This window comes from Paracoccus sp. MKU1, assembly GCF_001447385.1.
Classification (GTDB): Bacteria; Pseudomonadota; Alphaproteobacteria; order Rhodobacterales; family Rhodobacteraceae; genus Paracoccus.
The window spans coordinates 1-22,291 of sequence record NZ_LLWQ01000185.1 but is presented as its reverse complement, the minus strand read 5'-3'; the positions used below and the strand labels follow the sequence as shown (position 1 = coordinate 22,291).

23 protein-coding genes are annotated in these 22,291 nt (G+C 70.2%); 10 read left to right on the top strand and 13 right to left on the bottom strand.

Annotated elements, in window-relative coordinates; translation table 11 throughout:
* Positions 1 to 24 precede the first annotated feature (24 nt).
* From rpe to AQY21_RS15070, 3 genes are read left to right on the top strand one after another with little or no spacing between them, the layout of a single operon-like run.
* On the top strand, positions 25 to 717 hold the full coding sequence (gene rpe / locus AQY21_RS15080; RefSeq protein ID WP_058098444.1) for a ribulose-phosphate 3-epimerase: 693 nt from the start codon (positions 25 to 27) through the stop codon (positions 715 to 717).
* Positions 714 to 1,913, top strand: coding sequence for a 3-deoxy-D-manno-octulosonic acid transferase (locus AQY21_RS15075; protein WP_058098443.1), 1,200 nt, complete (start codon positions 714 to 716; stop codon positions 1,911 to 1,913). Before rpe ends, AQY21_RS15075 begins: the two co-directional genes overlap by 4 nt.
* Before the next feature lie 40 nt (positions 1,914 to 1,953).
* The gene (locus AQY21_RS15070) at positions 1,954 to 2,373 is read left to right on the top strand and encodes a DUF1178 family protein (protein ID WP_058098442.1); all 420 of its coding nucleotides are present in this window, start codon (positions 1,954 to 1,956) and stop codon (positions 2,371 to 2,373) included.
* 30 nt (positions 2,374 to 2,403) lie between these two features.
* Here the strand turns inward: AQY21_RS15070 and AQY21_RS15065 are convergent, their stop codons facing one another.
* From AQY21_RS15065 to AQY21_RS15050, 4 genes are all read right to left on the bottom strand, one after another.
* A complete protein-coding gene (locus tag AQY21_RS15065; RefSeq protein WP_058098441.1) occupies positions 2,404 to 3,180 on the bottom strand; it encodes an ABC transporter ATP-binding protein in 777 nt (258 codons plus the stop codon).
* Positions 3,180 to 4,214: an iron ABC transporter permease gene (locus AQY21_RS15060; protein ID WP_058098481.1), complete on the bottom strand. Its 1,035-nt coding sequence runs from the start codon at positions 4,212 to 4,214 to the stop codon at positions 3,180 to 3,182. The genes AQY21_RS15065 and AQY21_RS15060 overlap by 1 nt, the downstream gene beginning before the upstream one ends.
* A complete protein-coding gene (locus tag AQY21_RS15055; protein WP_058098440.1) occupies positions 4,211 to 5,308 on the bottom strand; it encodes an ABC transporter substrate-binding protein in 1,098 nt (365 codons plus the stop codon). Before AQY21_RS15055 ends, AQY21_RS15060 begins: the two co-directional genes overlap by 4 nt.
* A gap of 63 nt (positions 5,309 to 5,371) precedes the next feature.
* Positions 5,372 to 6,778, bottom strand: coding sequence for a YncE family protein (locus tag AQY21_RS15050; RefSeq protein WP_058098439.1), 1,407 nt, complete (start codon positions 6,776 to 6,778; stop codon positions 5,372 to 5,374).
* 151 nt (positions 6,779 to 6,929) lie between these two features.
* Here AQY21_RS15050 and AQY21_RS15045 point away from each other — a divergent pair, with 151 nt between their 5' ends.
* Positions 6,930 to 7,763, top strand: a complete 834-nt coding sequence (locus tag AQY21_RS15045; protein ID WP_058098438.1) for an alpha/beta hydrolase — start codon at positions 6,930 to 6,932, stop codon at positions 7,761 to 7,763.
* A 51-nt stretch (positions 7,764 to 7,814) separates the two neighbouring features.
* Positions 7,815 to 8,087, top strand: coding sequence for a hypothetical protein (locus AQY21_RS15040; protein WP_058098437.1), 273 nt, complete (start codon positions 7,815 to 7,817; stop codon positions 8,085 to 8,087).
* Here AQY21_RS15040 and AQY21_RS15035 read toward each other — a convergent pair.
* Entirely contained in the window at positions 8,062 to 11,919 is a 3,858-nt protein-coding gene (locus tag AQY21_RS15035; RefSeq protein ID WP_058098436.1) for a non-ribosomal peptide synthetase, read from the bottom strand. The genes AQY21_RS15040 and AQY21_RS15035 overlap by 26 nt on opposite strands.
* A gap of 171 nt (positions 11,920 to 12,090) precedes the next feature.
* Between AQY21_RS15035 and AQY21_RS15030 the strand changes: the two genes are divergently transcribed.
* Both AQY21_RS15030 and AQY21_RS15025 read left to right on the top strand, forming a co-directional pair.
* Positions 12,091 to 12,660, top strand: a complete 570-nt coding sequence (locus AQY21_RS15030) for a cytochrome b (protein ID WP_058098435.1) — start codon at positions 12,091 to 12,093, stop codon at positions 12,658 to 12,660.
* Positions 12,661 to 12,750: 90 nt separating this feature from the next.
* Positions 12,751 to 13,083 (top strand): DUF2794 domain-containing protein, encoded by a 333-nt coding sequence (locus AQY21_RS15025; protein ID WP_058098480.1) that lies wholly within the window; start codon positions 12,751 to 12,753, stop codon positions 13,081 to 13,083.
* Between the two features lie 45 nt (positions 13,084 to 13,128).
* Here the strand turns inward: AQY21_RS15025 and AQY21_RS15020 are convergent, their stop codons facing one another.
* From AQY21_RS15020 to cobA, 6 genes are all read right to left on the bottom strand, one after another.
* Positions 13,129 to 14,076 carry a DMT family transporter gene (locus tag AQY21_RS15020; RefSeq protein WP_238986798.1) on the bottom strand — a complete coding sequence of 316 codons (948 nt, stop codon included), beginning with the start codon at positions 14,074 to 14,076 and terminating at the stop codon, positions 13,129 to 13,131.
* 106 nt (positions 14,077 to 14,182) lie between these two features.
* The gene (locus tag AQY21_RS15015; RefSeq protein ID WP_058098434.1) at positions 14,183 to 14,980 is read right to left on the bottom strand and encodes a crotonase/enoyl-CoA hydratase family protein; all 798 of its coding nucleotides are present in this window, start codon (positions 14,978 to 14,980) and stop codon (positions 14,183 to 14,185) included.
* A gap of 3 nt (positions 14,981 to 14,983) precedes the next feature.
* On the bottom strand, positions 14,984 to 15,913 hold the full coding sequence (locus AQY21_RS15010) for an AEC family transporter (protein ID WP_058098433.1): 930 nt from the start codon (positions 15,911 to 15,913) through the stop codon (positions 14,984 to 14,986).
* Entirely contained in the window at positions 15,913 to 16,155 is a 243-nt protein-coding gene (locus tag AQY21_RS15005) for a sulfurtransferase TusA family protein (RefSeq protein ID WP_058098432.1), read from the bottom strand. Before AQY21_RS15005 ends, AQY21_RS15010 begins: the two co-directional genes overlap by 1 nt.
* 2 nt (positions 16,156 to 16,157) lie before the next feature.
* A complete protein-coding gene (locus AQY21_RS15000) occupies positions 16,158 to 16,673 on the bottom strand; it encodes a DUF2478 domain-containing protein (protein ID WP_058098431.1) in 516 nt (171 codons plus the stop codon).
* Positions 16,674 to 16,757: 84 nt separating this feature from the next.
* Positions 16,758 to 17,492: a uroporphyrinogen-III C-methyltransferase gene (gene cobA / locus AQY21_RS14995; protein WP_058098478.1), complete on the bottom strand. Its 735-nt coding sequence runs from the start codon at positions 17,490 to 17,492 to the stop codon at positions 16,758 to 16,760.
* 102 nt (positions 17,493 to 17,594) lie between these two features.
* Between cobA and AQY21_RS14990 the strand changes: the two genes are divergently transcribed.
* Genes AQY21_RS14990 through plsY form a run of 3 tightly spaced genes read left to right on the top strand, consistent with a single transcriptional unit; the run spans position 17,595 to position 20,403 of the window.
* Positions 17,595 to 18,554 (top strand): aspartate carbamoyltransferase catalytic subunit, encoded by a 960-nt coding sequence (locus AQY21_RS14990; protein WP_058098430.1) that lies wholly within the window; start codon positions 17,595 to 17,597, stop codon positions 18,552 to 18,554.
* Positions 18,551 to 19,822, top strand: a complete 1,272-nt coding sequence (gene pyrC, locus AQY21_RS14985; RefSeq protein WP_058098429.1) for a dihydroorotase — start codon at positions 18,551 to 18,553, stop codon at positions 19,820 to 19,822. The genes AQY21_RS14990 and pyrC overlap by 4 nt, the downstream gene beginning before the upstream one ends.
* Positions 19,819 to 20,403: a glycerol-3-phosphate 1-O-acyltransferase PlsY gene (plsY, locus tag AQY21_RS14980; RefSeq protein WP_058098428.1), complete on the top strand. Its 585-nt coding sequence runs from the start codon at positions 19,819 to 19,821 to the stop codon at positions 20,401 to 20,403. Before pyrC ends, plsY begins: the two co-directional genes overlap by 4 nt.
* Before the next feature lie 86 nt (positions 20,404 to 20,489).
* Here the strand turns inward: plsY and AQY21_RS14975 are convergent, their stop codons facing one another.
* Both AQY21_RS14975 and AQY21_RS14970 read right to left on the bottom strand, forming a co-directional pair.
* Positions 20,490 to 21,365 carry a 3-hydroxybutyryl-CoA dehydrogenase gene (locus AQY21_RS14975; protein WP_058098427.1) on the bottom strand — a complete coding sequence of 292 codons (876 nt, stop codon included), beginning with the start codon at positions 21,363 to 21,365 and terminating at the stop codon, positions 20,490 to 20,492.
* A gap of 200 nt (positions 21,366 to 21,565) precedes the next feature.
* Positions 21,566 to 22,291: electron transfer flavoprotein subunit alpha/FixB family protein (locus AQY21_RS14970; protein WP_058098426.1), on the bottom strand; the 726-nt coding region annotated here is incomplete at its 5' end.

The window sequence follows — 22,291 nt, the reverse complement described above, 5'->3', positions numbered from 1 at the left end:
CAGGGGCAATGCAGGGAGCCAGCCATGACATTCGACCGCCGCATCAAGATCGCGCCTTCGATCCTTTCCGCGGATTTCGCCAATTTCGGCCAGGAATGCCGCGCGGTCGAGGATCAGGGCGCCGACTGGGTCCATGTCGATGTGATGGATGGGCATTTCGTGCCGAACCTGACCTTCGGCCCCGCCATGTGCAAGGCGATCCGGCCGCATATCCGCGGCGTGATGGACGTGCATCTGATGATCGCCCCGGTCGATCCCTATATCGAGGCCTTCGCCGAGGCGGGCAGCGACATCATCACCGCCCATGTCGAGGCCGGGCCGCATGTCCATCGCACGCTTCAGGCCATTCGCGGCGCCGGCGCCAGGGCCGGGCTGGCGCTGAACCCGGGCACGCCCGCCGAGGCGGCGCGGCCCCTGCTGGACGATATCGACCTGATCTGCGTGATGACGGTGAACCCGGGCTTCGGCGGGCAGAAATTCATCCACAGCCAGGTCGAGAAGGTGCGTGCGCTGCGTGCCATGATCGGCGACCGGCCGGTCCATATCGAGATCGACGGCGGGGTGGATCCCAGCACCGCGCCGCTGGTCGCGGCGGCGGGGGCGGATGTGCTGGTCGCCGGCTCGGCGGTGTTCCGCGGCGGCTCGGTGTCGAACAGCGCGCCCTATGGCGAGAATATCCGCGCCATCCGCGAGGCTGCCGAGGCCGCGCTGCGTTGATCTGGCGCGGCGCCACGGCGCTGGCCGGCGGGGCGCTGGGGTTGGCCGCACCGCTTGGCGGGGCGGATTGGCGCGAGCGGCTGGCGCTGTCCGGCCCCGCGGTTGCGCCGGGCGGCATCTGGCTGCATGCGGCCAGCGTGGGCGAGCTCAACTCGGTCCAGGTGCTGGCCGAGGAACTGGCGCGGGACTTTCCCCTGGTGGTGACGGTGAACAGCCTGACCGGGCGCGATCTGGCGCGGCGGCTGGGCCATGCCTGCGCGCTGGCGCCGCTGGACGTGCCGCAGGCGGTGGGACGTTTCCTGGATCGGGTTCGGCCCGCCGTGCTGGTCACGGTCGAGAACGAGCTTTGGCCCAACCGCTTGGCCATGGCGGCGGCGCGGGGCGTGGCGCAGGTCGTGGTGGGCGCGCGGATCTCGGCGCGCTCGGCGGCGCGCTGGGGCCGGCTGCCGGGGCTGATCGGGCCGATGTTGCGCCGCATCGACGCCCTGTCGGCGCAGGATGCGGACAGCGAGGCGCGGCTGTTGGCGCTGGGGCTGCGGCCCGATGCGCTGACGCCGCGGCTCAACCTGAAGCTGCTGGGCCCGGCCCGGGTCGAGCCGGGCGAGGATGCGCCGGAGCGTTTCCGCACCGTGCTGGCCGCCTCGACCCATGAGGGCGAGGATGCGCTGATGCTGGACGCTTGGGCGGCCGCGCGCGAGGCGGTGCCGGGGTTGCGGCTGATCCTGGCGCCGCGCCATCCCCAGCGCGGCGATGCCGTGGCGGCGCTGATCGCGGCGCGGGGGCTGGAATGCGCGCGCCGCAGTCGGGGCGGCGGGCTTGGGGCGCCGGTGCTGCTGGCCGATACGCTGGGCGAGATGGCATCCTGGTATCGCGCCGCCGGCATCTGCATCACCGGCGGTTCCTTCGCCGATCACGGCGGGCATACGCCATGGGAGCCCGCCGCCTGGCGCTGCGCCATCCTGCACGGGCCGCATGTCGCCAACCATGCCGGCGACTATGCCGATCTGGAGGCCGCCGGTGCCGCAAGCGGCTGCGAGGCGGCGGCGCTGCCGCGCTTGCTGGCCGGGCTGGCGCGGGATGCGGCGGGCCAGCGCCGCATGGGCGAGGCGGCGCGGGCGCTGCTCTTGGCGCGGGCTGGCAATCCGGCCACGCTGATCGCGCGGATTCGGCTTCTGGCGCGGCGCGACCTTGTATAAGCCCTTGCGCGGCCCGATATTTAAGGGGAAAGGAGTCGCGATGATCCGCTATGCCCTGCGTTGTGACAAAGGCCATGATTTCGATGGCTGGTTCCGATCCTCGGACGGGTTCGAAAGCTTGCGCGCTGCGGGGCAGGTCACTTGCACGCATTGCGGCTCGGCCGAGGTGGACAAGGCGCTGATGGCGCCGCGCGTAGTGCATGGCCGCGACGAGGCCCCCGATCTGCACAGCCCCCGCAACGAGCAGGAGGCTGTGCTGGAGAAGCTGCGCCGCCATGTCGAGGAAAATTCCGATTACGTCGGCATGTCTTTTGCCGCCGAGGCCCGCGCCATGCATGAGGGCTTGGCGCCCGAGCGCGCGATCCATGGCGAGGCGAAGCTGGAGGATGCCAGGAAGCTGGTGGAGGACGGCATTCCCGTCGCGCCCTTGCCCTTTCGCTCGCGCCAGCGCGCGCACTGACCGCGCGGCGCTGAAGCGCCTTTCCCCAGATCACGCGGGTGCGTGTTCGCCGTCGATCAGCACCATGATCCGCCCGCGCGAGCATCGCTCGACCCGCGCCTCGACGCCATAGACCTCGGCCAGCAGGCGCGGGGTCAGCACCTGCTCCGGGGCGCCCTCGGCATGGGTATGGCCGCTGTGGATCAGCACGATGCGGTCGGCCCATTGCGCCGCCAGCGCCAGATCGTGCAGCACGGCGACGACGATGCGCCCCTCGCCCGCCAGCCGGCGCAGTTCCGACAAGAGCCGCACCTGCCGCGCCAGGTCCAGCGCGCTGGTCGGCTCGTCCAGGAGCAGCAGGCGCGGGTCGCGCACGATGGCCTGCGCCAGGCTGACCATCTGCCGCTGTCCGCCCGACAAGGCCGACAGCGGTTCCAGCGCCAGCGAACCGATGCCCAGCTTGTCCAGCACCGCCATGGCGGCGGCATCGGCCTGGCGCGCGCCCAGGGTCTCGCCCGCGCGCAGCGCCGCGATCACGCTTTCCAGCGCCACCAGCGAGGACCCCGCAGGCAGGCTTTGCGGCATGAAGCCGACCAGCCGGGCGCGGTCGCGCATCGGCACATGGGCCAGGTCGCGCCCATCCAGCAGCACCTTGCCGCCATGCGGCTGCAACTGGGCGATGGCGCGCAGGAGCGTGGATTTCCCGGCGGCGTTCGGCCCGGCCAGCACCGTGACCTCGCCCGGCCGCAGCAAGGGCAGGTCCAGCCCCGCAAGCACGCTGCGCGCGCCGTAGCGCACCGAAATGCCCTGTGCCAGCAGCCCCTGCATCAGCGCCGCCTGCCGCGCAGGATCAGCGCGAAGAAGATCGGCAGCCCGATCAGCGAGGTGACGAGGCCGACCGGCAGCAGCACGCCGGGCACCAGCGTCTTGCTGAGCGTTGAGGCCAGCGACATGACCAGCGCCCCGGTCAGGATGCTGGCGGGCAGGAAGACGCGGTGGTTCTCGCCCACCAGCATCCGGGCGATATGCGGCCCGGCCAGGCCGACGAAACCGATCACCCCGACCATCGACACCGCAGAGGCGGCCAGCAGGCTGACCCGCAGCAGCGTCCAGCGTCTGAGTCCGGCCACATCGACGCCGAAGCTTTTTGCCTGATCCTCGCCCAGCCGCAGCGCGGTCAGCTTCCACGCCGCGCGAAAGGAGAACGGCACCGAGACCGCCAGCACCACGCCGATCAGCATCACGCCCGGCCATTGCGCCGAGGCGAGGCTGCCCATGGTCCAGAACACCAGCTGTTGCAGCGCATCGGCCGAGGCGACGAATTGCAGCAAGGACAGCAGCGCGGCGGCGGTGAAGTTCAGCGCCACGCCGAACAGGATCAGCACCTCGGGACCGCCGCCGCGGATGCGGCCCAAGATCTGCAACAGCCCCAGCGCGCCAAGCGCGAACAGGAAGGCGTTGCCCGACACGCTCCAGACCGCCGGCAGGCCCGGCAGGGTCAGGCCCAGCACGATGGCCACGGCGGCGCCAAGCGCGGCCGAGGACGAGACGCCCAGCGTAAAGGGCTCGGCCAAGGGGTTCTCCAGCACGGTCTGCATCTCGGCGCCGGCCAGCGCCAGCGCCGCGCCGACCAGCAACGCCATGCAGGCCACGGGCAGGCGCACCTCCCAGACGATGACCTGGGTGCCGCGTCCGACCTCGCCTCCGGCCAGCGCGCGCAGCGTATCGGCCAGCGGCAGCCCTGCGGGGCCGGTTACCAGATCCAGCAGCAGCGCCGCCAGCGCCGCCAGTCCCAGCACGCCGACCAGCAGGGCGTTGCGCCGGCCTTGCCGGTGATAGAGCTGAAGCGTCGCGTCGCTCATGGCGCGGGCGTCACCCACCATGTCCCCGGCACGATGACGGGCGAGAAGCGGGCGTTGATCTCGGCCAGGGTGGCGGCGGGATCGACATCCTCGAACAGGTCGGGGTGAAAGGCCTTGGCCAGGTATTCGATCAGCGCGATATGCACCGGCGAATCGTTGAACAGGTGCCAGACCCCGGCCGCGCGCCCGTCTTCGATCGCGCGCAGCGACGAGAAGCCGGGCGCCGAGATCAGCCTGTCGAAGCCGGCCTGCGCGGTTTCCGCATCCACGCCCGAGCCCAGGACCAGCCCGCCCCGCGCCGCCATATGCGTGCCGCCGGTGGCGATATAGACATCCGGATCGGCGCCGATCAGGTATTCCAGGCTGACATTGCCCAGCACGCCCTTGACCGTGTCATGGCCGATATTCTGCCCGCCCGCCGTGGCGATGAAATCGTGGAACACTCCGGTGCCGACGGTCGAGCAGCAGTTCTGCGCGGCGGCATGGACATGGAAGAAGACCCGCGGCTGCGGCGGATTGGCGCTCGCCAGCCGGTCGCGGATGCGCGCCAGCCGGCTGTCGTAGAACTCGGCGAACTCCTCGGCGCGCTCCTCGGCGCCGGTCAGCTTGCCCAGGATGCGCAGGCTGGGGATCGAGTTCTCCTGCGGATGCGAGAAGAAGTCGACATAGGCGACCGGGATGCCCGCCGCCTCGATCTGCTGGCGGGCGACCTCCATGCCCGGGTCGTTCCGGTCGATCAGCGTCAGCACCACCAGGTCGGGATGCAGCGCGATGATCGCCTCGGCCGAGATGTCGCGATTGCCCGAGCCGACCGGGCGGATCTGGTCGATATCCGGGAATTTCTCGCGATAGGCCTGCATGGTCGGCTCGTCCAGGGCCTTGTCCAGCCGCCAGCCGGAGACCAGCGCCACCGGATCGTCATGGATCAGCCCCAGCACCGACAGGTGCCGCCCCTCGCCCAGCACGATGTGGCGGGCGGGCCCGGGCAGATGCACCTCGCGCCCCAGGATGTCGGTGGCCACCACATCCGCCGCGGCAGAGCCAAGCGAGGCGATCAGGGCAAGGGCGGCAAGCAGCGGGCGGGTCAAGGTCATGGCGGATCCATTGGCTCATGCGCCGGGGCGCGCGCGGGCGCCCCGGCGGGGTCAGCGCCCCTCTTACTCCGTGGCGGGGGTGATGCGCCAGATGCGGTCGCCCGCCTCGTCGTCTTCGCCGCGCGACTTGTTGACCGCCCAGACATTGCCCTTGCCGTCGGCGCGCAGCTGGTTGGGCAGGCTGCCGGCGTCCAGGTTCGCCACGATCTCGCCCTCGGGGCTGACCACGGTGATGGTGCCCGCGCCGCGATTGGCGACATAGGCCAGGCGGCTTACCGGTTCGAAGGCCACGTTCAGCGCGCCGGCGCCCACGGCGACGTCATGCAGGACCTCGCCGGTTTCGGCCTTGACGATCAGCAGGTTGTCGGTGGCCTGCGAGGCGACGAAGATCAGCCCCTCCTGCGGGTCATAGGCCACGCCCGAGGCGGCCTTGGCGCCCGGCAGCGCGATCACCTTGACCTCGCCCGAGTTGAGATCGACCAGCGCGGCCTCCGGCGTGGACAGGCTGACGGTGACCAGCTTGCCGCCCGCCTCGTCGATGTCCAGCGCCATGGTCGAGAACGCCTCGCCCCGGATCTGCGACTGGATGGTGATCGGCTCCAGCGGCTCCAGCGTCTTGGTGTCGAAGACCTTGATCTCGGGCGTGCCGGTGGCGCTGGCATAGGCGCGGCCGTTGGCCTCGTCCACCACCACGTCGCGGGCATGGGGCACGGCGCCCGGCTCGAACTGCTTGACCAGCGACAGGTCGGATTGCTTGTAGACCGCGGCCGTGTCCTGGCGGGTGTTGGTCACCCAGACATGGCCGTTCGCATCGTCCACATCGACGCCATAGACGGCGAACAGCCCGCCGTCGCTGCCGTCGGGACGGGGGGGTGCGGCGCCCGGGACGGCCTCGGCCTCGATCTTCAGCGTCTCGGGGTTGATCTTGACCAGCTTCGCTTCCTTGATCGGCGGCCGGCCAACCGCGCTGGTCACGAAGGCGGCATTCGCGGCCTCGCTGAACTTCACCTGGTAAAGCCCGCGCACCACCGGCTCGCTGATGACGGCGAATCTCTCGGCCCCCGTCACCGGCACCTCGGGCGAGATCTTCAGCTCGACCACCTCGGCCGAGGCCGGATTCTCGGTGATGACGACGATGGGCTGCAAGCCCAGCTCGGCCTCGGCGTCGATGTCCAGCGCAAAGCTGAACTTGCCCTCGGCATCGACGGTGATCGGCTCGGCGTTCAGCGCGGTGGTGCCGCGCATCAGCGTGACGGTCTGGCCGGGGATCAGGTTCTCGCCCTCGATCACCGCCTTGCCGCCCTTGTAGACGGGTGCGCGCTCGACGCCGCCGGCGCTGACGCGGCCGGCGAAATCGACCAGCGGCTTGGTGAAGACCGTCTCGGCCAGCACCGGGCCCGAGATCACCGAAAGCGCAAGCGCTGACGCCCCCAACAGGGTGCGCAGCAAGGGGCGCGATGGATGTGCCATGAGAAACTCCTTGAAAACAGATCAGGTCTCGCTTTGGCTGACCCCGGATCAGGGCTGGCTTCGGTCAGCGCGCAACCTATATTCCTGACTGTCCTTGTCAACTAACGCTGGCGAGAGAGTCGGGTCATAAATGTGAGGGAATCGAAGCAATATGTCGCAGCTGGGACAGGTCGGGCCGGATCACGCCAGAAAGCAGGCCGAACTGCGCATCTTTCAGACCGGGGCGCCGACGCATGCGCTGTCGCAGAAGGTGGTGGCGGTCGGTCCCGGCTATCGGCTGTTCCTGGCCGTGCCCAAGGCGCCCGCGCCCGCCAGGGGCTGGCCGGTGCTCTATATGCTGGACGGCAATGCCGCCTTCGATTTCCTGGCGGCCGAGCATCTGGCGCTGGCCCCCGGGCTGATGATCGTCGGCATCGGCTATGACACCGACCGGCAATTCGCGCGCGAGCTGCGGACGCTGGACTTCACCGCGCCGGACGGGCCGGGCGACGGGCTGCGCCCCGACCATGTCCACGAAGGCCGCATGGCCGGCGGCGCGGCGATCTTTCACGACCGGCTGACCGGCCCGCTGCGCGAGGCGGCCGAGGCCGGCCTGCCCGTCGATCCCGCCCGCCGCACGCTCTGGGGTCACAGTTTCGGCGGGCTGTTTACGCTTTACGCGCTGCTCGCGCGGCCGCAGGGCTTTGCCCGCCATGCCGCGATCAGCCCCTCGATCTGGTGGGACGAGGCGCTGATCCGCCGCGTGGCCCGGGACGCCGTGCCTGCCTCGCTGCCGCTGCTGGTGGCGCTGGGGGATCGCGAGAAACGCTCGGGCAGCGACGGCCCGCCGCCCGACGGACCGGCACCGGCGACCATGCAATTCGTCGCCGACCTGGCCCGCCATCCCGGCCATCGCGCGCAGGTCCATGTTCTGCCGGGGCTGATCCATATCCAGACGCTGGCCGGCTCTTTCCCGCTGGTCCTGCCCTTTGCCAGCGCGGATTAACCGGATCTTCAGGTTTTCGTGCTTGGCTGGCGGCAGCAAAGGAGGATTCGGATGGCTGTCATCAGATATGCATTTGTCCTGCTGGGCCTTGTGCTGTGCGGCCTTGGGGCGGCGCAGGTGCAAGAGGGGATCCCGGGTTTCTATATGTCGCGCGGTATTGCCGATCTTCAATCGGATGCGAATGAGATCCTGCTCGGCATCGCCTGGCTGATCGGCGGGCTGGCGAGCGGTGTGTTCGCGCTGGCCTTCCCCGGCCTGCCGCCGCCGGCGCGGCTGGCCGACGAGGAAGGCCAGCCGGTCAGCTCCGATCCAGTCGGCGGATAAGCTCGGGCGCGATCAGGGCCGTGGCCTCGGCCGAGGTCATCTCGGCATGCAGGAAGGGCAGGTCGATGACCTCCAGCCCGGCGGCATAGGGCGCCCACATTTCCGGCGTCAGCGCGCGATCCTTGTGGTCGCGGGCGGCGCGGAAATGCGTGACCGTGCCGGCAAAGCGGCGGTGATGGTGGCCCCGGATCAGCCGGTTGGTGCCGGTCACGGTGCGCACCACCCCGTCCAACACCTGCGTGGGCAGCGCCCCCAGCGCGCTATCGCCACGGCGCAGGAAGGCGACCACCGCCTCGCGGGTGTCGAGGTCGCGATGCGCCTCGGGGTCATAGCCGGCGATGGCCAGCAGGGCGCGCAGGGCGGCGACCGGGTCCGGCTCGGGCTCGTCGCGCCAGGCGTCGCAGGGATAGCTGTCCAGCATGGCGACCACCCCGGCCTCGCGGCCCATCGTGGACAGGATCGCGGCGATCTCTTGTGCCAGGATGCCGCCGACCGACCAGCCCGCCAGATGAACCGGCCCCGGTGGCGCCAGCGCGGCGATGCGCCGGGCATAGTCCTGGGCCAGCGCGGCAAGGCTTTCTGGCATCGGCACCGTCGGGTCCAGGCCCGGATGTTGCAGCCCCCAGACCCGCCGTGCCGGCGCGATGCGGCGCGCCAGCCCGCGATAGCCCCAGGCAAGGCCGCCCGCCGGATGGATCAGGAACAGCGGTGCGGCCTGCGCATCGCCTTCGGCCAGCAGGATCAGCGGCCCGAGCCCGTCGTCACGCGGCGCCTGCGCGTCCAGCGCCGCGGCCAGCACCGCCAGCACCGGATGCTCGAAGATCGTGCCCAGGCCGGGGTCGCGGCCGGTCTCGGACTCCAGCGCCTGGGCCAGCCGCACGGCGGAAAGCGAATCGCCGCCGAGCGCGAAGAAATCCGCCTCGGCCGGGGCGGGTTCGGGCAGGTGCAGGATCTCGGCGAACAGCCCTGCCAGCAGGCATTCGGTCGGACTTTCCGCCGGCCGGCCCGGGGCGGCGAATGCCGGCGCGGGCAGCGCCTTGCGGTCGAGCTTGCCGTTCGAGGTCACCGGCAGCGCATCGAGCCCCACCTCGGCCGAGGGGACCATATAGGCCGGCAGGCTGGCGGCCAGCCGTTCGGCCAGCAGTCCGGGCCGCCAATCCTCGCCCGGCACCAGATAGGCGACGAGGCGCTTTTCGCCGGCATGATCCTCGCGCGCGATCACCACGCATTCGCGCGCCAGGCCGGTGGCCATGATCGCCGCCTCGATCTCGCCCAGCTCGACCCGCAGCCCGCGGATCTTCACCTGGTGGTCCGAGCGGCCCAGATAGACCACAGCCCCGTCCGGCCGCAGCCGCGCCAGGTCGCCGGTGGCGTAAAGCCGACCCGAGGGGCCGTCCACGAACCGCTCGGCCGTCAGGTCGGGCCGGCCCAAATAGCCGCGCGCCAGCTGCACCCCGCCCAGGTAGAGATGCCCGGCCAGGCCCGGCGGCACCGGGCGCATGCGGTCGTCCAGCACCTCCAGCGCCGTGTTCCACACCGGCCAGCCGATCGGGACCGGGTTCGAGCGATCCTTGGGTTCGGCGGGCCAGTAGCTCACGTCCACCGCCGCCTCGGTCGGGCCATAGAGGTTGTGCAGCTCCGCCTCGATTCGGGCGTGGAAGCGGTCGCGCTGGTCCGCCGTCAGCTCCTCGCCCGAGCAGAACACCCGGCGCAACCGCAAGCCCTGCGAGGCGGGCGAGGCCAGGAAGGCCGAGAGCATCGAGGGCACGAAATGGCAGGTGGTGATACCGCGCTCGCGGATCAGCCGGGCGATGGCGGCGGGGTCGCGATGCGCGCCGGGCGGCGCCATGACCAGCTCGGCCCCGGCGATCATCGGCAGGAAGAATTCCCAGACCGAGACGTCGAAGGTCGCGGGGGTCTTTTGCAGGATCCGGTCGTCGGAGACGACGCCGTAATGCGCCTGCATCCACAGCAGGCGGTTGACGATGGCGCGATGCTCGACCGCGACGCCCTTGGGTTCGCCGGTCGAGCCCGATGTGAAGATCACATAGGCCAGATCGTCCGGCGCCGGCGTGGCCTTGGGGTGGCCCTCGGCGGGCCAGTCGCCCGGCAGCAGCGGTGCGGTGCCGGGCGGGAACAGCGCCGTAAGCTCCGCCGAGGCCAGCACCGCGACCGGCCGGGCCTGCGTCATGATGCGGGCGATGCGCTCCGGCGGATGCGCCGGGTCGAGGGGCAGATAGGCGGCGCCGGCGCGCAGGATGGCCAGCAGCGCGACCGGCAGTTCCAGCGAACGCTCCAGCGCCACCGCGACGACGCGGTCGGGGCCGGCGCCCAGGTCTTGCAGTCGCGCGGCCAGGGCGGCGCTGCGGCGGTCGAGTTCGGCAAAGCTCAGCCTGTCGGCGCCGAAGCTGACTGCCGGCGCATCGGGCGTGGCGGCAAGCTGCGCCTCGATCAGCGCGGTCAGGGTGGTGTCGGGGACCGGATGGCGCGTCGCCTCGGCCCGCGCCTTTGCCTCGGCGACCTCGGCCGGGCTGGCTGTGGGCACGCTGGCCAGGGTCTCGGCCGCAAGCGCGGCGGTCAGGAAGGCGACCAGCCGGTCGCCATGATCGCGCACCTCCTCGGGCGTGTAGAGTGCCGGATTCGCGTCCACCTCGAAGATCATGCCCGAGGCCGGATCGCCGCGGAAGGTCAGCGTCAGGTCATCGACCGCGCCGGCGCCCAGGATATGCAGCCGCGTCCGCAGACCGGGAAATTCCGGCGGCTTGTCAAAGGGCTGCACGTTCACCAGCGGCCCGTAAAGCCGCCGCGTGCCGCCGACCAGTCCGAGTTCGCGGCGCAGGAATTCGCTGCGATAGAGCCCGCGACGGCGGTCCTGCGCCATGCGCTTCGACTGCGCGGCCAGCCATTCGGGCAGGGGCGCGTCCTCGTCCAGCCGCAGCCGGTGCGGCAGCACGTTCATCGCCATGCAGGGCACCTGCGCGATCTTGCGGCCCATCCGCGCCATGAAGGGCAGGCCGATCACCGCCTCGCCCCCGGTCCAGCGCGCCAGATAGGCACCGCAAAGCGCGTTCAGCACGTCGGGCCAGCCAAGCCGGTGCTGGGTGCCGTAATCCGCCAGCCGGTCCAGCAGCGCCTGCGGCAGCATCCGGGAATCGCGCAGGAAATCCGGTCCGCTGACCGCGCGGCCCGGCGCCAGTCCGGCGACCTCGGGCAGATCGGCCAGTTCGGCATGCCACCAGTCGCGGTCGGCCAGCCGCCGGGGCGAGGCGCGCCAGGCCGCGTCCTCCTCGGCCGCCAGCGACAGCGGACCAAAGGGCTCGGGCACGGGCGCTCCGGCCACCAGCGCGGCGTAATGCGCGGCGATGCGGTTCGTCACCAGCACCATGCCATAGCCGTCGATGGCCAGGTGGTGGATGCGTTCGTAGAGCAGATGCCGCTCGGGGCCCAGGACGAACAGCGTCAGCGCCCCGGCCGGCTCGCGGCCCAGGTCCAGCGGGCGCCGGCTGTCGGCGCGCATCTGCGCCAGCGCCTGCGCCTCCGCATCGGGCTGCGCGGACAGATCGGCAAAGCCCAGCATCGGCGGCAGGCCGACCCATTGCCGCGGCCCCTGCGGTCCGCTGCCGAACCGCAGCGCCAGGGCCGGGGTTTCGGCGATGGTGCGGGAAACGGCCTGGGCCAGGGCGTCGCGGTCCAGCGGGCCGGTCAGTTCCAGATATTGCCCGGTGTTCAGGATCGGGTTGCCCGGGTCCAGCGCCTGGACATACCACAGCCCCTCCTGCGCCTCGGTCAGCGGGCAGCCGGTCTCGGCCAGCCTGTCGTGACGCGTGTCCATCTCAGGCCCGCTCCGGCCGGCATCGGGAAAATCGCGGGAAAAGGAAAAAGCTGACAACCATGTTACCCCGGGCACCGGATTGCGGGTCTTGCCCGTCTGCGGCCATGGCCATAATGTCGCTAAGGAATTTAGTCAACTTTACTCGCGCGGCTAATCCGCGCAGGAGCGGCCATGCCCCCGAAACCTCTGCCCTTGCGCGATACCGAACAGGTTTATGGCCTGGTGACGCGCCTGCTGCACTGGAGCATCGCCGCGCTGATGCTGTGGCAGTTTTTCGGCATGGGGTTGCGGGCGGCCTTGGGCCGCACGCCGCTGGTGTCCTTTTTCGTCGGATCGCATCAGCCGGTGGGGACGGCGCTGTTGCTGCTGATCGTGCTGCGCGCGGCCTGGGCCCTGGCGAACCGCCGGCACCGGCCGGATCACGGCCCCGGGTTCTGGGGGCTGGCGGCGCGGCTGGGCCATCTGGCGCTGTATCTGGTCATGGCCCTGGTGCCGGTCGCGGCCCTGCTGCGCGCCTATGGCGGCGAGCGGGTCTTTGCCCCCTTCGGCTTCGAGATCTTCCCGGCCCAGCAACCGCCGATCGGCTGGATGGTCGGGGTGGGCGAGGCGCTGCATGGCGAGCTGGCCTGGCTGCTTCTGGCGCTGATCCTGGGCCATGTCGTCATGGTCGGCGTGCATGAGGGCATGTGGCGCGACGGCACGCTGGCGCGCATGGCCGGGCGGCGGCGCGCCGGCCTTTAGGCCACTATCCCGGGCAGATCGGCAAGGGACGGCGCGGGGCCGCCCTTTTTCGTTGATTGCGCCCCGGCGCGGTGTCACCATTCCTTCATGATGAATGCGCCCTTCGGTTTCCCGTCCGAGCATGATCGCGTGGCCTTCGACCGGGCCGAACTGGGCGTCATCCTGTCCCTCTATGGCCGCATGGTCGCGGCGGGCGAGTGGCGCGACTATGCCATGTCCTTTCTGCGCGACATGGCGGTCTTCTCGATCTTTCGCCGCGCGGCCGAGCATCCGCTCTATCGCATCGAAAAGCGTCCCAAGCTGCGCCAGGCCCAGGGGCAATATGCGGTGATCGGCATGGATGGGCGCGTGCTCAAGCGCGGGCACGACCTGCCCACCGTGCTGCGCGTGCTGGAAAGAAAGCTGATCCGTCCGGTGGACTGACCCGCGCTGCCGCGGCCTGCGGCATGGGCTGTCAGGCGGACAGGCTCATGCCGCCGAATCGCCTCTTCGCCGCCGGACGGCCTGCCACGGCCGCCCGTCGATCGCCGCCAGCCCCAGCCCGATCAGCGCCATGCCGGCGAACTGGCGCGGTTGCAGGGCTTCGCCCAGAAACAGGGTGCCCAGCAGGATCGCGCTGACCGGGATCAGGAAGGTCACCAGCACAAGATTGGTCGCGCCCGCCGTGGCGAGGATGCGGAAATACAGCACATAGGCCAGCGCGGTCGAAATCGCGGCGAGGCCGATCAGCGCAAGGGCGGCCGCCGGGCTTGGCGCCGCAAGCGTCCATGGCCGGTCGACGACCGCGACAAGCGGCAGCAGGATCAGGCTGGACGCGATCACCTGTCCGGTCGCCGTGCTCATCGAGCTGACCCCCATCGCGCGGAACCGGCGTCCGTAGATGCCTGCGAAGCCATAGGATATGGCCCCGGCAAGGCAGGCAAGCTGCGCCACGACATGCGCGCCCAGGTCGTGCAGCGCATCCGCGCCGATCATCGCGGCCACGCCGGCAAAGCCGATGAGAACCCCGGCCAGCTTGCCGCCGGTCATGCGCTCGTCGCTGGTCAGCACATGGGCGAGGATCACGGTGAAGAGCGGCGTCGAGGCATTCAGGATCGAGGCCGCGCCCGAGGCGATATGCTGCTGTCCCCAGACGATCAGCGAAAACGGGATGGCGTTGTTCAGCAGGCCCATGCCGAAGAACGCCGCCCAGACCGCGCGGCCCCGCGGCATCCGCTCGCCTCGCAGCCGCAGGATGGCCAGCAGGATCAGCGCGGCCAGCGCCACGCGCGACACCACCACGGTGAACACCGGCAATTCCCGCACCGCGACGGCGTTGAAAAAGAACGACCCGCCCCAGACCGCGGACAGCGCCAGCAACAAGGCCCATTCCAGCGGCGTCATGGGGCGGTTGGCGGCGGTCGGCTCTTGCATCATCTTCCCTCCTTCCCGGCCTCTCGGGCCGGCTACGGGGGCATGTTGCCGCCAGGGCCTGCGGCCGCGATCCGTTTCTTGCGGCCGAAACCTTGCTGCGCTGGCGGGGTCAGCCCGCCTCGCCCGGCTTGATCTTCTGCGCCGTGCCCTGGGCGAAGCTGTCGAGCCTTCCCCTAGCGGCGTCCTGGGTGTTGACGATGCCGGCGACCATGGCCTCGGCATAGGCGGCATCCAGCCCCGACATGTTCTGCATATGCGAGATCGCCGAGCAGGCGGCGAAGTTCGACAAGGGCGTGTTCTGCGCCACCCGGCGGGCAAGATCGTAGGCCCGGACCTCGCTGTCGGCCACGCGGTATTGCGCCAGCCCGACCTGCACCGCCTCCTCGCCGGAATACAGCCGGCCGGTCAGCATCATGTCCACCATGCGCGCCTGGCCGATCAGCCGGGGCACGCGAATGGTGGCGCCGCCGCCGGTGAACAGCCCGCGCTGCCCCTCGGGCAGGCCGAAATAGGTGGTTTCGTCCATCACCCGGATATGGACCGACGAGGCGAGTTCCAGCCCGCCGCCGACCACCGCGCCCTTGAGCGCGGCGATGACCGGAATGCCGCCATATTCGATCTTGTTGAACGCCTCGTGCCAGCGCAGGCAGATGCGCATGAACGCGGCGGGGCTGCGTTCCTCGCGCCCGTGCTCGACCAGGTCCAGCCCGGCGCAGAAATGCGGTCCCTCGGCGCGCAGCACCACCGCGCGGGCGCCCGAGGCGGGCAGGGCGGAAAACACCGCGACCAACTCCTCGATGGTCTCGGCATTCAGGGCGTTGCGCTTGGCGGCGCGGTTCAGGGTGACGGTGGCGATGCCGTCCTGATCCATGTCGAAGAGCAGGTTGTTCAGCCGCAGATCCTGCATGGTCTAGCCTTTCGTGATCCAGTGAATGACGACGGGAACCGTGGCGATGCTGGCCGCGGTCGAGATCAGGATGGCCGCCGAGACGCGCTGCACGGCGGTGCCGAAATATTGCGCGAGGATATAGACATTGCCCGCCACAGGCAGCGCCGCCGCCGCGATCATCACGCCCGCGGCATAGGGCTCGACCCCGAATACCGCCAGCGCGGCGATGCCCACCGCCAGCGGATGCAGCACCAGCTTGGCGAAGCCGAGCCAGAGCGCCGGGCCCATGCGTTCGGCCGCGCGCCCGGCCAGGCTGGCGCCGATGGCGAACAGCGCCCCCGGCGTCGCCGAGGCGCCCAAGAGCGCCAGGAACTCGTCCAGCGGCCCGGGCATCGGCAGATGCAGCCCGGCCCAGGCCAGGCCGGCCAGCATCGAGACGATCATCGGGTTCGAGACGATGCCGCGCAGCAGGGGCCACAGCGTCGAGAGCCGCACCCGCCCCTGCCGTGCCGCGGTGACAATCAGGGTGATGAGGGTCGAGAACACCACCATGTCGATGGTCAGCACCATCAGCACCGGGCCGATGGCACGCTCGCCCAGCAGCACGACCAGCATCGGCACGCCCAGGAAGCCGGTATTGCCGGTCATCGCCGTATGCGCCTCCATCGCCGCGGTGACGAGCGGCTGGCGGCGCCAGCGCGCCACCGCGAAACCCAGTGCCCAGAGCGCGGCCGAGCCGCAAAGATAGGCCAGCACGAAGGCCGGGTCGAAAAGGCTCGCCACGTCCAGTGTCGCGGCAAAGCGGAACAGCATGGCCGACAGCGCGAAGTAGAAGACGAACTTCGTCAGCCAGCCGGTCGCCTCGGGCGGGAAGAAGCGCGTGCGCCCGGCCAGCCAGCCCGTGCCGATGACGAGAAAGAACGGCAGGGTCTTCAGGAAGATCGCCAGCATCAGTCCGCGGCGATGGCGCAGGCGGGGCCGCGTTCGACGATGTATTCGGTCTCGCCCGGGGCGATCTCGCGGCTGCCGATCAGGCGATGGCCGGATTCGGCGCAGAAATGCGGCACGTCGATCACCGCGGCGGGGTCGGTGGCCAGCAGCGTGACCCGCGTGCCCCGCGGCAGCGCCATCAGCCGCTTGCGCAGCCGCAGCACCGGCAGGGGGCAGAGCAGGCCGCGCGCGTCGATCTGCATGGTCAGGCGGCCGAGCTGGTCAGCCGGGCGCGGCACCAGTCCTCGATCCGCTCGGGCGGCAGCTCTTCGGCCAGTTCGCCGGCGAATTCGCGAAAGGCGGGCAGCTGTTCGTCGGGAACATGCACCAGAACCGGGATGCCTGCGGCAAGCGCGCGGGCGATGGTTTCGCGAAAGCCGCGGCCGAAACATTCCTGCTTGCCGAACTTGTTGACGATCAGCAGCTCGGCCCCGCGGTCCAGCACCGCTTCGGTGCGCGCGACGGCCTGGGCCAGCGCCCCGGTATCCAGCCGGCAGGCCTGCGCCCCCGGGCCGAGCGACTGGGTGATGCGCAGCAGCGGCCCGTCGTCGCCGAGGATGCGCAGGTCCATGTCGCAATCGCCCCCCGGCGCCGGTTCGGTATTGATTTGCACCGCGCCCGCCAGCCGCATTCCGGCGGCGGCCAGGCGCTCGGCTGCGGCGATCAGCAGCCGGTCGCCGGCACCCGGCGCATTGTCCTGAACGGTCACGAAACCCAGCATGGCGGTCCTCTCTCGGCGGCCAGCATAGCTTTTGGGCGCGCGGGTGCAATATCGGGTATTTGGGCAACAGAGAAGTTGCCAGGCTCAGTTCCCCTCGGCCAGCGGGCCGTAGAGGATCAGCGCCGGATGCGGGCTGGGGCCTTCGCTGGCGAGTTGCCGGCCGAGTTCGGCGACGGTGGTGCGGATCAGGCGCTGGTGCGGATGGCCGACCGCCTCGGCCAGCAGCGCGGGGGTGTCCGGGGGCAGGCCGTTCTCGACCAGCAGCGCCGCCATCTGCGGGAAGGTGCGCTGGCCCATGAAGACGACGGTGGTGGCGCGCGGATCGGCCAGCGCCGTCCAGTTCTGGTCCTCGGGCAGCCCGCCCGTCACGTCGGCGCCGGTGACGAATTGCAGCCGCCGCGCGGTCTGGCGCCGGGTCAGCGGCAGGCCGGCGACGGCGGCGGCGGCCATGGCCGAGGGCACGCCGGGCACGATCTGGAACGGGATGCCGTGGCTGCGCAGCGCCGCGAGCTCCTCCTCCAGCCGGCCGAAGATGCCGGAATCGCCGGATTTCAGCCGCACCACATGCTTGCCCGCCCGGGCGTGCTCCACCAGCAGCGCGTTGACATGTTCCTGCTTGGCCGAGGGCCGCCCGGCGCGCTTGCCGACGCCGATCAGCTGCGCCTGCGGCCCGGCCTGCTCGAGCACCGGCCCCGAGGCCAGGTCGTCGTAAAGCACCACATCCGCCTGGGCCAGCAGCCGGGCGGCGCGCAGGGTCAGAAGCTCGGGATCACCCGGACCCGAGGAGACGAAGCTGACAAGGCCGATCTGTTCACGCATGATCTGGCGATGCGGCAAAATCCGCGTCAAGGCAAGGGGCTGCTTGCCGCCCGCCCCGCCATTTGCCATAGAAGGCGCGACCGCGACCTTGGGGACCAAGCCATGTTCCGTGCCCGCCATCTTCTGGGGATCGAGCCGCTCGCCCCCCCCGAAATCACCACGCTGCTCGACCTGGCCGAGACCTATGTCGACCTGAACCGCCGCACGGTGAAGCATTCCGATGCGCTGGCGGGGATGACACAGATCAACATGTTCTTCGAGAACTCGACCCGCACGCAGTCCAGCTTCGAGCTGGCCGGCAAGCGGCTGGGCGCCGATGTGATGAACATGGCGATGCAGACCAGCTCGGTGAAGAAGGGCGAGACGCTGATCGACACCGCGCTGACGCTGAACGCCATGCATCCCGACCTGCTGGTGGTGCGCCATCCGCAATCGGGCGCGGTGGACCTGCTGGCGCAGAAGGTGAATTGCGCGGTGCTGAACGCGGGCGACGGTCGGCACGAGCATCCGACCCAGGCGCTTCTGGACGCCTTGACCATCCGCCGCGCCAAGGGCCGGCTGCACCGGCTGACCGTGGCGATCTGCGGCGACATCGCGCATAGCCGCGTCGCGCGCTCGAACCTGATCCTGCTGGGCAAGATGGAGAACCGGCTGCGGCTGATCGGACCGGCGACGCTGATGCCCTCGGGCGCGCGCGACTGGGGCTGCGAGATCCATGAGGACATGCGCGAGGGGCTGAAGGGCGCCGATGTGGTGATGATGCTGCGCTTGCAGAAAGAGCGGATGGACGGCGGCTTCATCCCGTCCGAGCGGGAATATTACCACCGCTGGGGGCTGGATGCCGAAAAGCTGGCGCTGGCGGCGCCCGATGCCATCGTCATGCATCCGGGGCCGATGAACCGCGGGGTCGAGATCGACGGCACCATCGCCGACGACATCAATCGTTCGGTGATCCAGGACCAGGTCGAGATGGGCGTCGCCGTGCGCATGGCGGCGATGGACCTGCTGGCGCGCAACCTGCGGGCGGAACGCGGCGCCAGGGCGGCGGAGATGATGGCATGATCCTGCATTTCCACAACGCCCGCCTGATCGATCCCGAGGGGCAGTCGGTCGAGGAGGCCACGCTGACCGTCCGCGACGGCCGGATCGAGGCCGTGGGGGCCGAGGCTCCGCAAGGCGCCGAACTGATCGACTGCGCGGGAAAATGTCTGGCGCCCGGGCTGATCGACTGGGGCGTCAAGATCGGCGAGCCGGGCGAGCGGCACAAGGAAAGCTTCCGCAGCGCCGGGCTGGCGGCGGCGGCGGGTGGCGTGACCACGGTGATCGCGCGGCCCGACACGATGCCGCCGATCGATGCGCCGGAATCGCTGGAATTCGCCACCCGTCGGGCGGCCGACGCGCCGGTGAACATCCGCCACATGGCGGCGCTGACCCGCGCGCGCGAGGGGCGCGAGATGGTCGAGATGGGCTTTCTGCGGGATGCGGGCGCCGTGGCCTTCACCGACGGGGTGCGGGTGGTTTCCGACACCCGGCTCCTGTCGCGCTGCATGACCTATGCCCGCGGCCTGGGCGCGCTGATCGTCGGTCACCCGCAGGAACCGGGCCTGTCGAAGGGCGCGGCGGCCACCTCGGGCAAGTTCGCCTCGCTCTACGGCTTGCCTGCGGTCTCGCCCATGGCCGAGGTGATGGGGCTCGACCGCGACCTGGCGCTGGTGGCGATGACCGGCGCCCGCTACCATGCCGACCAGATCACCGTCGCGGCCAGCCTGCCGGCCTTGAAGCGGGCGCGCGAGGCCGGGCTGGACGTGACCGCCGGCATCTCGATCCATCACCTGACGCTCAACGAATACGACGTGGGCGGCTATCGCACCTTCTTCCGCTTCACCCCGCCGCTCCGCCCCGAGGAGGACCGGCTGGCCATGGTCGAGGCGGTGGCCGAGGGGCTGATCGACGTGATCGCCAGCTTCCACACCCCGCAGGACGAGGAAAGCAAGCGCCTGCCCTTTGCCGAGGCGGCACCGGGCGCGGTGGGCCTGCAAACCCTGTTGCCGGCGGCGATGCGGCTTTACCACCAGGGTGGGCTGAGCCTGCCGCAGCTCTGGCGGGCGATGTCGCTGAACCCGGCGCGGCGCCTCGGCCTGCCGGGCGGGCGGCTTGCGGCGGACGCGCCGGCCGATCTGGTGCTGTTCGACCCTGATGCGCCTTTCGTGCTGGACCGTTTCACGCTGTTGTCGAAGTCGAAAAACACGCCCTTCGACGGGGCGCGGATGGAGGGCAGGGTGCTGGGCACCTGGGTCGCCGGCCGCCGCGTCTTCGGAGAGGGCGCATGAGCCTGATCCCCTGGGCCGTCATCGGCTATCTGCTGGGCTCGGTGCCCTTCGGCATCGTCATCACCCGGGCGCTGGGTCTGGGCGACCTGCGCCGGATCGGCTCGGGCAATATCGGCGCGACGAATGTGCTGCGCACCGGCAACAAGCCCGCCGCCTTGGGGACGCTGCTGCTCGACGGCGGCAAGGGCGCCATCGCCGTGCTGCTGGCGCGCTGGCTCGCCGGTCCCGAGGCGGCGCTGGTCGCGGGGGCGGCGGCCTTTCTCGGCCACCTGTTCCCGGTCTGGCTGGGCTTCCGGGGCGGCAAGGGGGTCGCGACCTTCCTCGGCACGCTGCTGGCCCTGGACTGGCGGCTGGGCCTTGCGGCCTGCGGGATCTGGTTGCTGACGGCGCTGACCGGCCGGATCTCCTCGCTCTCAGCGCTGGTCGCGGCGGCGCTGACGCCCTTCGTCGCCCTTTGGCTGGACGGGGCAGGTTTGGCGGCGGTGACGGCGTTCATGGCGATGCTGATCTTCATCCGCCACCACGCCAACATCGCCCGCATTCTTGCCGGAACCGAGCCCAAGATCGGCCGGAAGCCCTGAATTTCTTCCGTGTGGAAATATCCTGGGGGAACGCCTCATGCGCCCCATCAAGGGGCGCATGAGGCGTGGGGGCAAAGCCCCCGATCTCAGCGCGTCGGCACCGGCTCCTCGCCGGAATAGTCGTAGAACCCGCGCCCGGTCTTGCGCCCCAACCAGCCCGCCTCGACATATTTCACCAGAAGCGGGCAGGGACGGTATTTCGTGTCCGCCAGCCCCTCGTGCAGCACGTTCATGATCGCCAGGCAGGTGTCGAGGCCGATGAAATCCGCCAATTCCAGCGGCCCCATCGGGTGGTTGGCGCCCAGCTTCATCGACTGGTCGATGGATTTGACCGAGCCCACGCCCTCGTAAAGCGTATAGACCGCCTCGTTGATCATCGGCATCAGGATGCGGTTGACGATGAAGGCGGGGAAATCCTCGGCGCTGGCCGAGGTCTTGCCGATCTTCTCGACCACCTCGACCAGCTGCTTGTAGGTCTCCTCGTTGGTGGCGATGCCGCGGATCAGCTCGACCAGCTGCATGACCGGGACCGGGTTCATGAAGTGGAAGCCCATGAAGCGCTCGGGCCGGTCGGTGCGGCTGGCGAGGCGGGTGATCGAGATCGACGAGGTGTTCGAGGTCAGGATGGTGTTCGGCTTCAGATGCGGCAGCAGGTCCTCGAAGATGGCCTGCTTGACGGTCTCGCGCTCGGTGGCGGCCTCGATGATCAGGTCGGTCTTGCCCAGGTCGGAAAGCGTCATGGTGGTGGTGATGCGCCGCATCGCCGCATCCTTGTCCTCGGTCGAGATCTTGCCGCGGCTGACCTGGCGGTCCAGGTTGTGGTCGATCTGCGCCACGGCCTTGTCCAGCGCCTCGCGCGAGATGTCGGTCATCAGCACGTCATAGCCCGCCAGCGCGAAGACGTGGGCAATGCCATTGCCCATCTGTCCGGCGCCGATCACGCCCACCGATTGAATCGCCATGAACCTCATCCTTTTGTCGGTCAGTCGGGACGATAGGCGCAAGCGCCCCGAAGGTTCAATGTAAAAACCGCCCGGCGGGCGGCCGGGCGGTTTTCGGGATATGTTCCGGGCGGTCGGGGGGCTCTGCCCCCGCGCCCCTGCGGCCCCTCGATGGGGCCGCAGGGGCGCTCCCCCGGAGTATTTGCGAAACGGTGAAGCGCTCAGAGCTTGCCGGTGAGTTCCGGCACGACGGAGAACAGGTCGCCGACGAGGCCGTAATCGGCGATCTGGAAGATCGGCGCCTCCTCGTCCTTGTTGATCGCCACGATCACCTTGCTGTCCTTCATCCCCGCCAGGTGCTGGATGGCGCCCGAGATGCCGACCGCGACATAGAGCTCGGGGGCGACGACCTTGCCGGTCTGGCCCACCTGCCAGTCGTTCGGCGCATAGCCGCTGTCCACCGCCGCGCGCGAGGCGCCCACCGCGGCGCCGAGCTTGTCGGCCAGCTCTTCGATGATCGCGAAGCTCTCCTTCGAGCCGAGGCCCCGGCCGCCCGAGACCACGCGCTTGGCCGAGGTCAGCTCGGGGCGGTCGCTCTCGGCCACCTCGTCGGCCACCCAGGAGGACAGGCCGGGATCGGCGGCGGCGGCGGTCTCGGTGACCGGGGCGGTGCCGCCGTCGCCCGCCGCGTCGAAGCTGGCGGTGCGGATGGTGAAGACCTTCTTCGCGTCCCGCGACTTCACCACCTGGATGGCGTTGCCGGCATAGATCGGCCGCTCGAAGGTCTCGGCGTCGAGGATGGCCGAGACATCCGACAGCACCATCACGTCGAGCAGCGCCGCGACGCGGGGCATGACGTTCTTGGCATCGGTGGTCGCAGGCGCGGCGATGTGGTCGTAATCGCCGGCCAGGCCCACGATCAGCGCCGCGGTCGGCTCGGCCAGGCG

Coding starts and splice junctions, on each gene's coding strand:
- AQY21_RS15040 (WP_058098437.1), top strand. CDS start 7,815: ATGGCTGTCATCAGATATGCATTTGTCCTGCTGGGCCTTGTGCTGTGC.
- AQY21_RS15045 (WP_058098438.1), top strand. CDS start 6,930: ATGTCGCAGCTGGGACAGGTCGGGCCGGATCACGCCAGAAAGCAGGCC.
- AQY21_RS15050 (WP_058098439.1), bottom strand. CDS start 6,778: ATGGCACATCCATCGCGCCCCTTGCTGCGCACCCTGTTGGGGGCGTCA.
- AQY21_RS15035 (WP_058098436.1), bottom strand. CDS start 11,919: ATGGACACGCGTCACGACAGGCTGGCCGAGACCGGCTGCCCGCTGACC.
- AQY21_RS15070 (WP_058098442.1), top strand. CDS start 1,954: ATGATCCGCTATGCCCTGCGTTGTGACAAAGGCCATGATTTCGATGGC.
- AQY21_RS15055 (WP_058098440.1), bottom strand. CDS start 5,308: ATGACCTTGACCCGCCCGCTGCTTGCCGCCCTTGCCCTGATCGCCTCG.
- AQY21_RS15000 (WP_058098431.1), bottom strand. CDS start 16,673: ATGCTGGGTTTCGTGACCGTTCAGGACAATGCGCCGGGTGCCGGCGAC.
- AQY21_RS15010 (WP_058098433.1), bottom strand. CDS start 15,913: ATGCTGGCGATCTTCCTGAAGACCCTGCCGTTCTTTCTCGTCATCGGC.
- AQY21_RS15065 (WP_058098441.1), bottom strand. CDS start 3,180: ATGCAGGGGCTGCTGGCACAGGGCATTTCGGTGCGCTACGGCGCGCGC.
- AQY21_RS15060 (WP_058098481.1), bottom strand. CDS start 4,214: ATGAGCGACGCGACGCTTCAGCTCTATCACCGGCAAGGCCGGCGCAAC.
- pyrC (WP_058098429.1), top strand. CDS start 18,551: ATGATCCTGCATTTCCACAACGCCCGCCTGATCGATCCCGAGGGGCAG.
- rpe (WP_058098444.1), top strand. CDS start 25: ATGACATTCGACCGCCGCATCAAGATCGCGCCTTCGATCCTTTCCGCG.
- plsY (WP_058098428.1), top strand. CDS start 19,819: ATGAGCCTGATCCCCTGGGCCGTCATCGGCTATCTGCTGGGCTCGGTG.
- AQY21_RS14975 (WP_058098427.1), bottom strand. CDS start 21,365: ATGGCGATTCAATCGGTGGGCGTGATCGGCGCCGGACAGATGGGCAAT.
- AQY21_RS15020 (WP_238986798.1), bottom strand. CDS start 14,076: ATGATGCAAGAGCCGACCGCCGCCAACCGCCCCATGACGCCGCTGGAA.
- AQY21_RS15030 (WP_058098435.1), top strand. CDS start 12,091: ATGCCCCCGAAACCTCTGCCCTTGCGCGATACCGAACAGGTTTATGGC.
- cobA (WP_058098478.1), bottom strand. CDS start 17,492: ATGCGTGAACAGATCGGCCTTGTCAGCTTCGTCTCCTCGGGTCCGGGT.
- AQY21_RS15025 (WP_058098480.1), top strand. CDS start 12,751: ATGAATGCGCCCTTCGGTTTCCCGTCCGAGCATGATCGCGTGGCCTTC.
- AQY21_RS15005 (WP_058098432.1), bottom strand. CDS start 16,155: ATGCAGATCGACGCGCGCGGCCTGCTCTGCCCCCTGCCGGTGCTGCGG.
- AQY21_RS14990 (WP_058098430.1), top strand. CDS start 17,595: ATGTTCCGTGCCCGCCATCTTCTGGGGATCGAGCCGCTCGCCCCCCCC.
- AQY21_RS15015 (WP_058098434.1), bottom strand. CDS start 14,980: ATGCAGGATCTGCGGCTGAACAACCTGCTCTTCGACATGGATCAGGAC.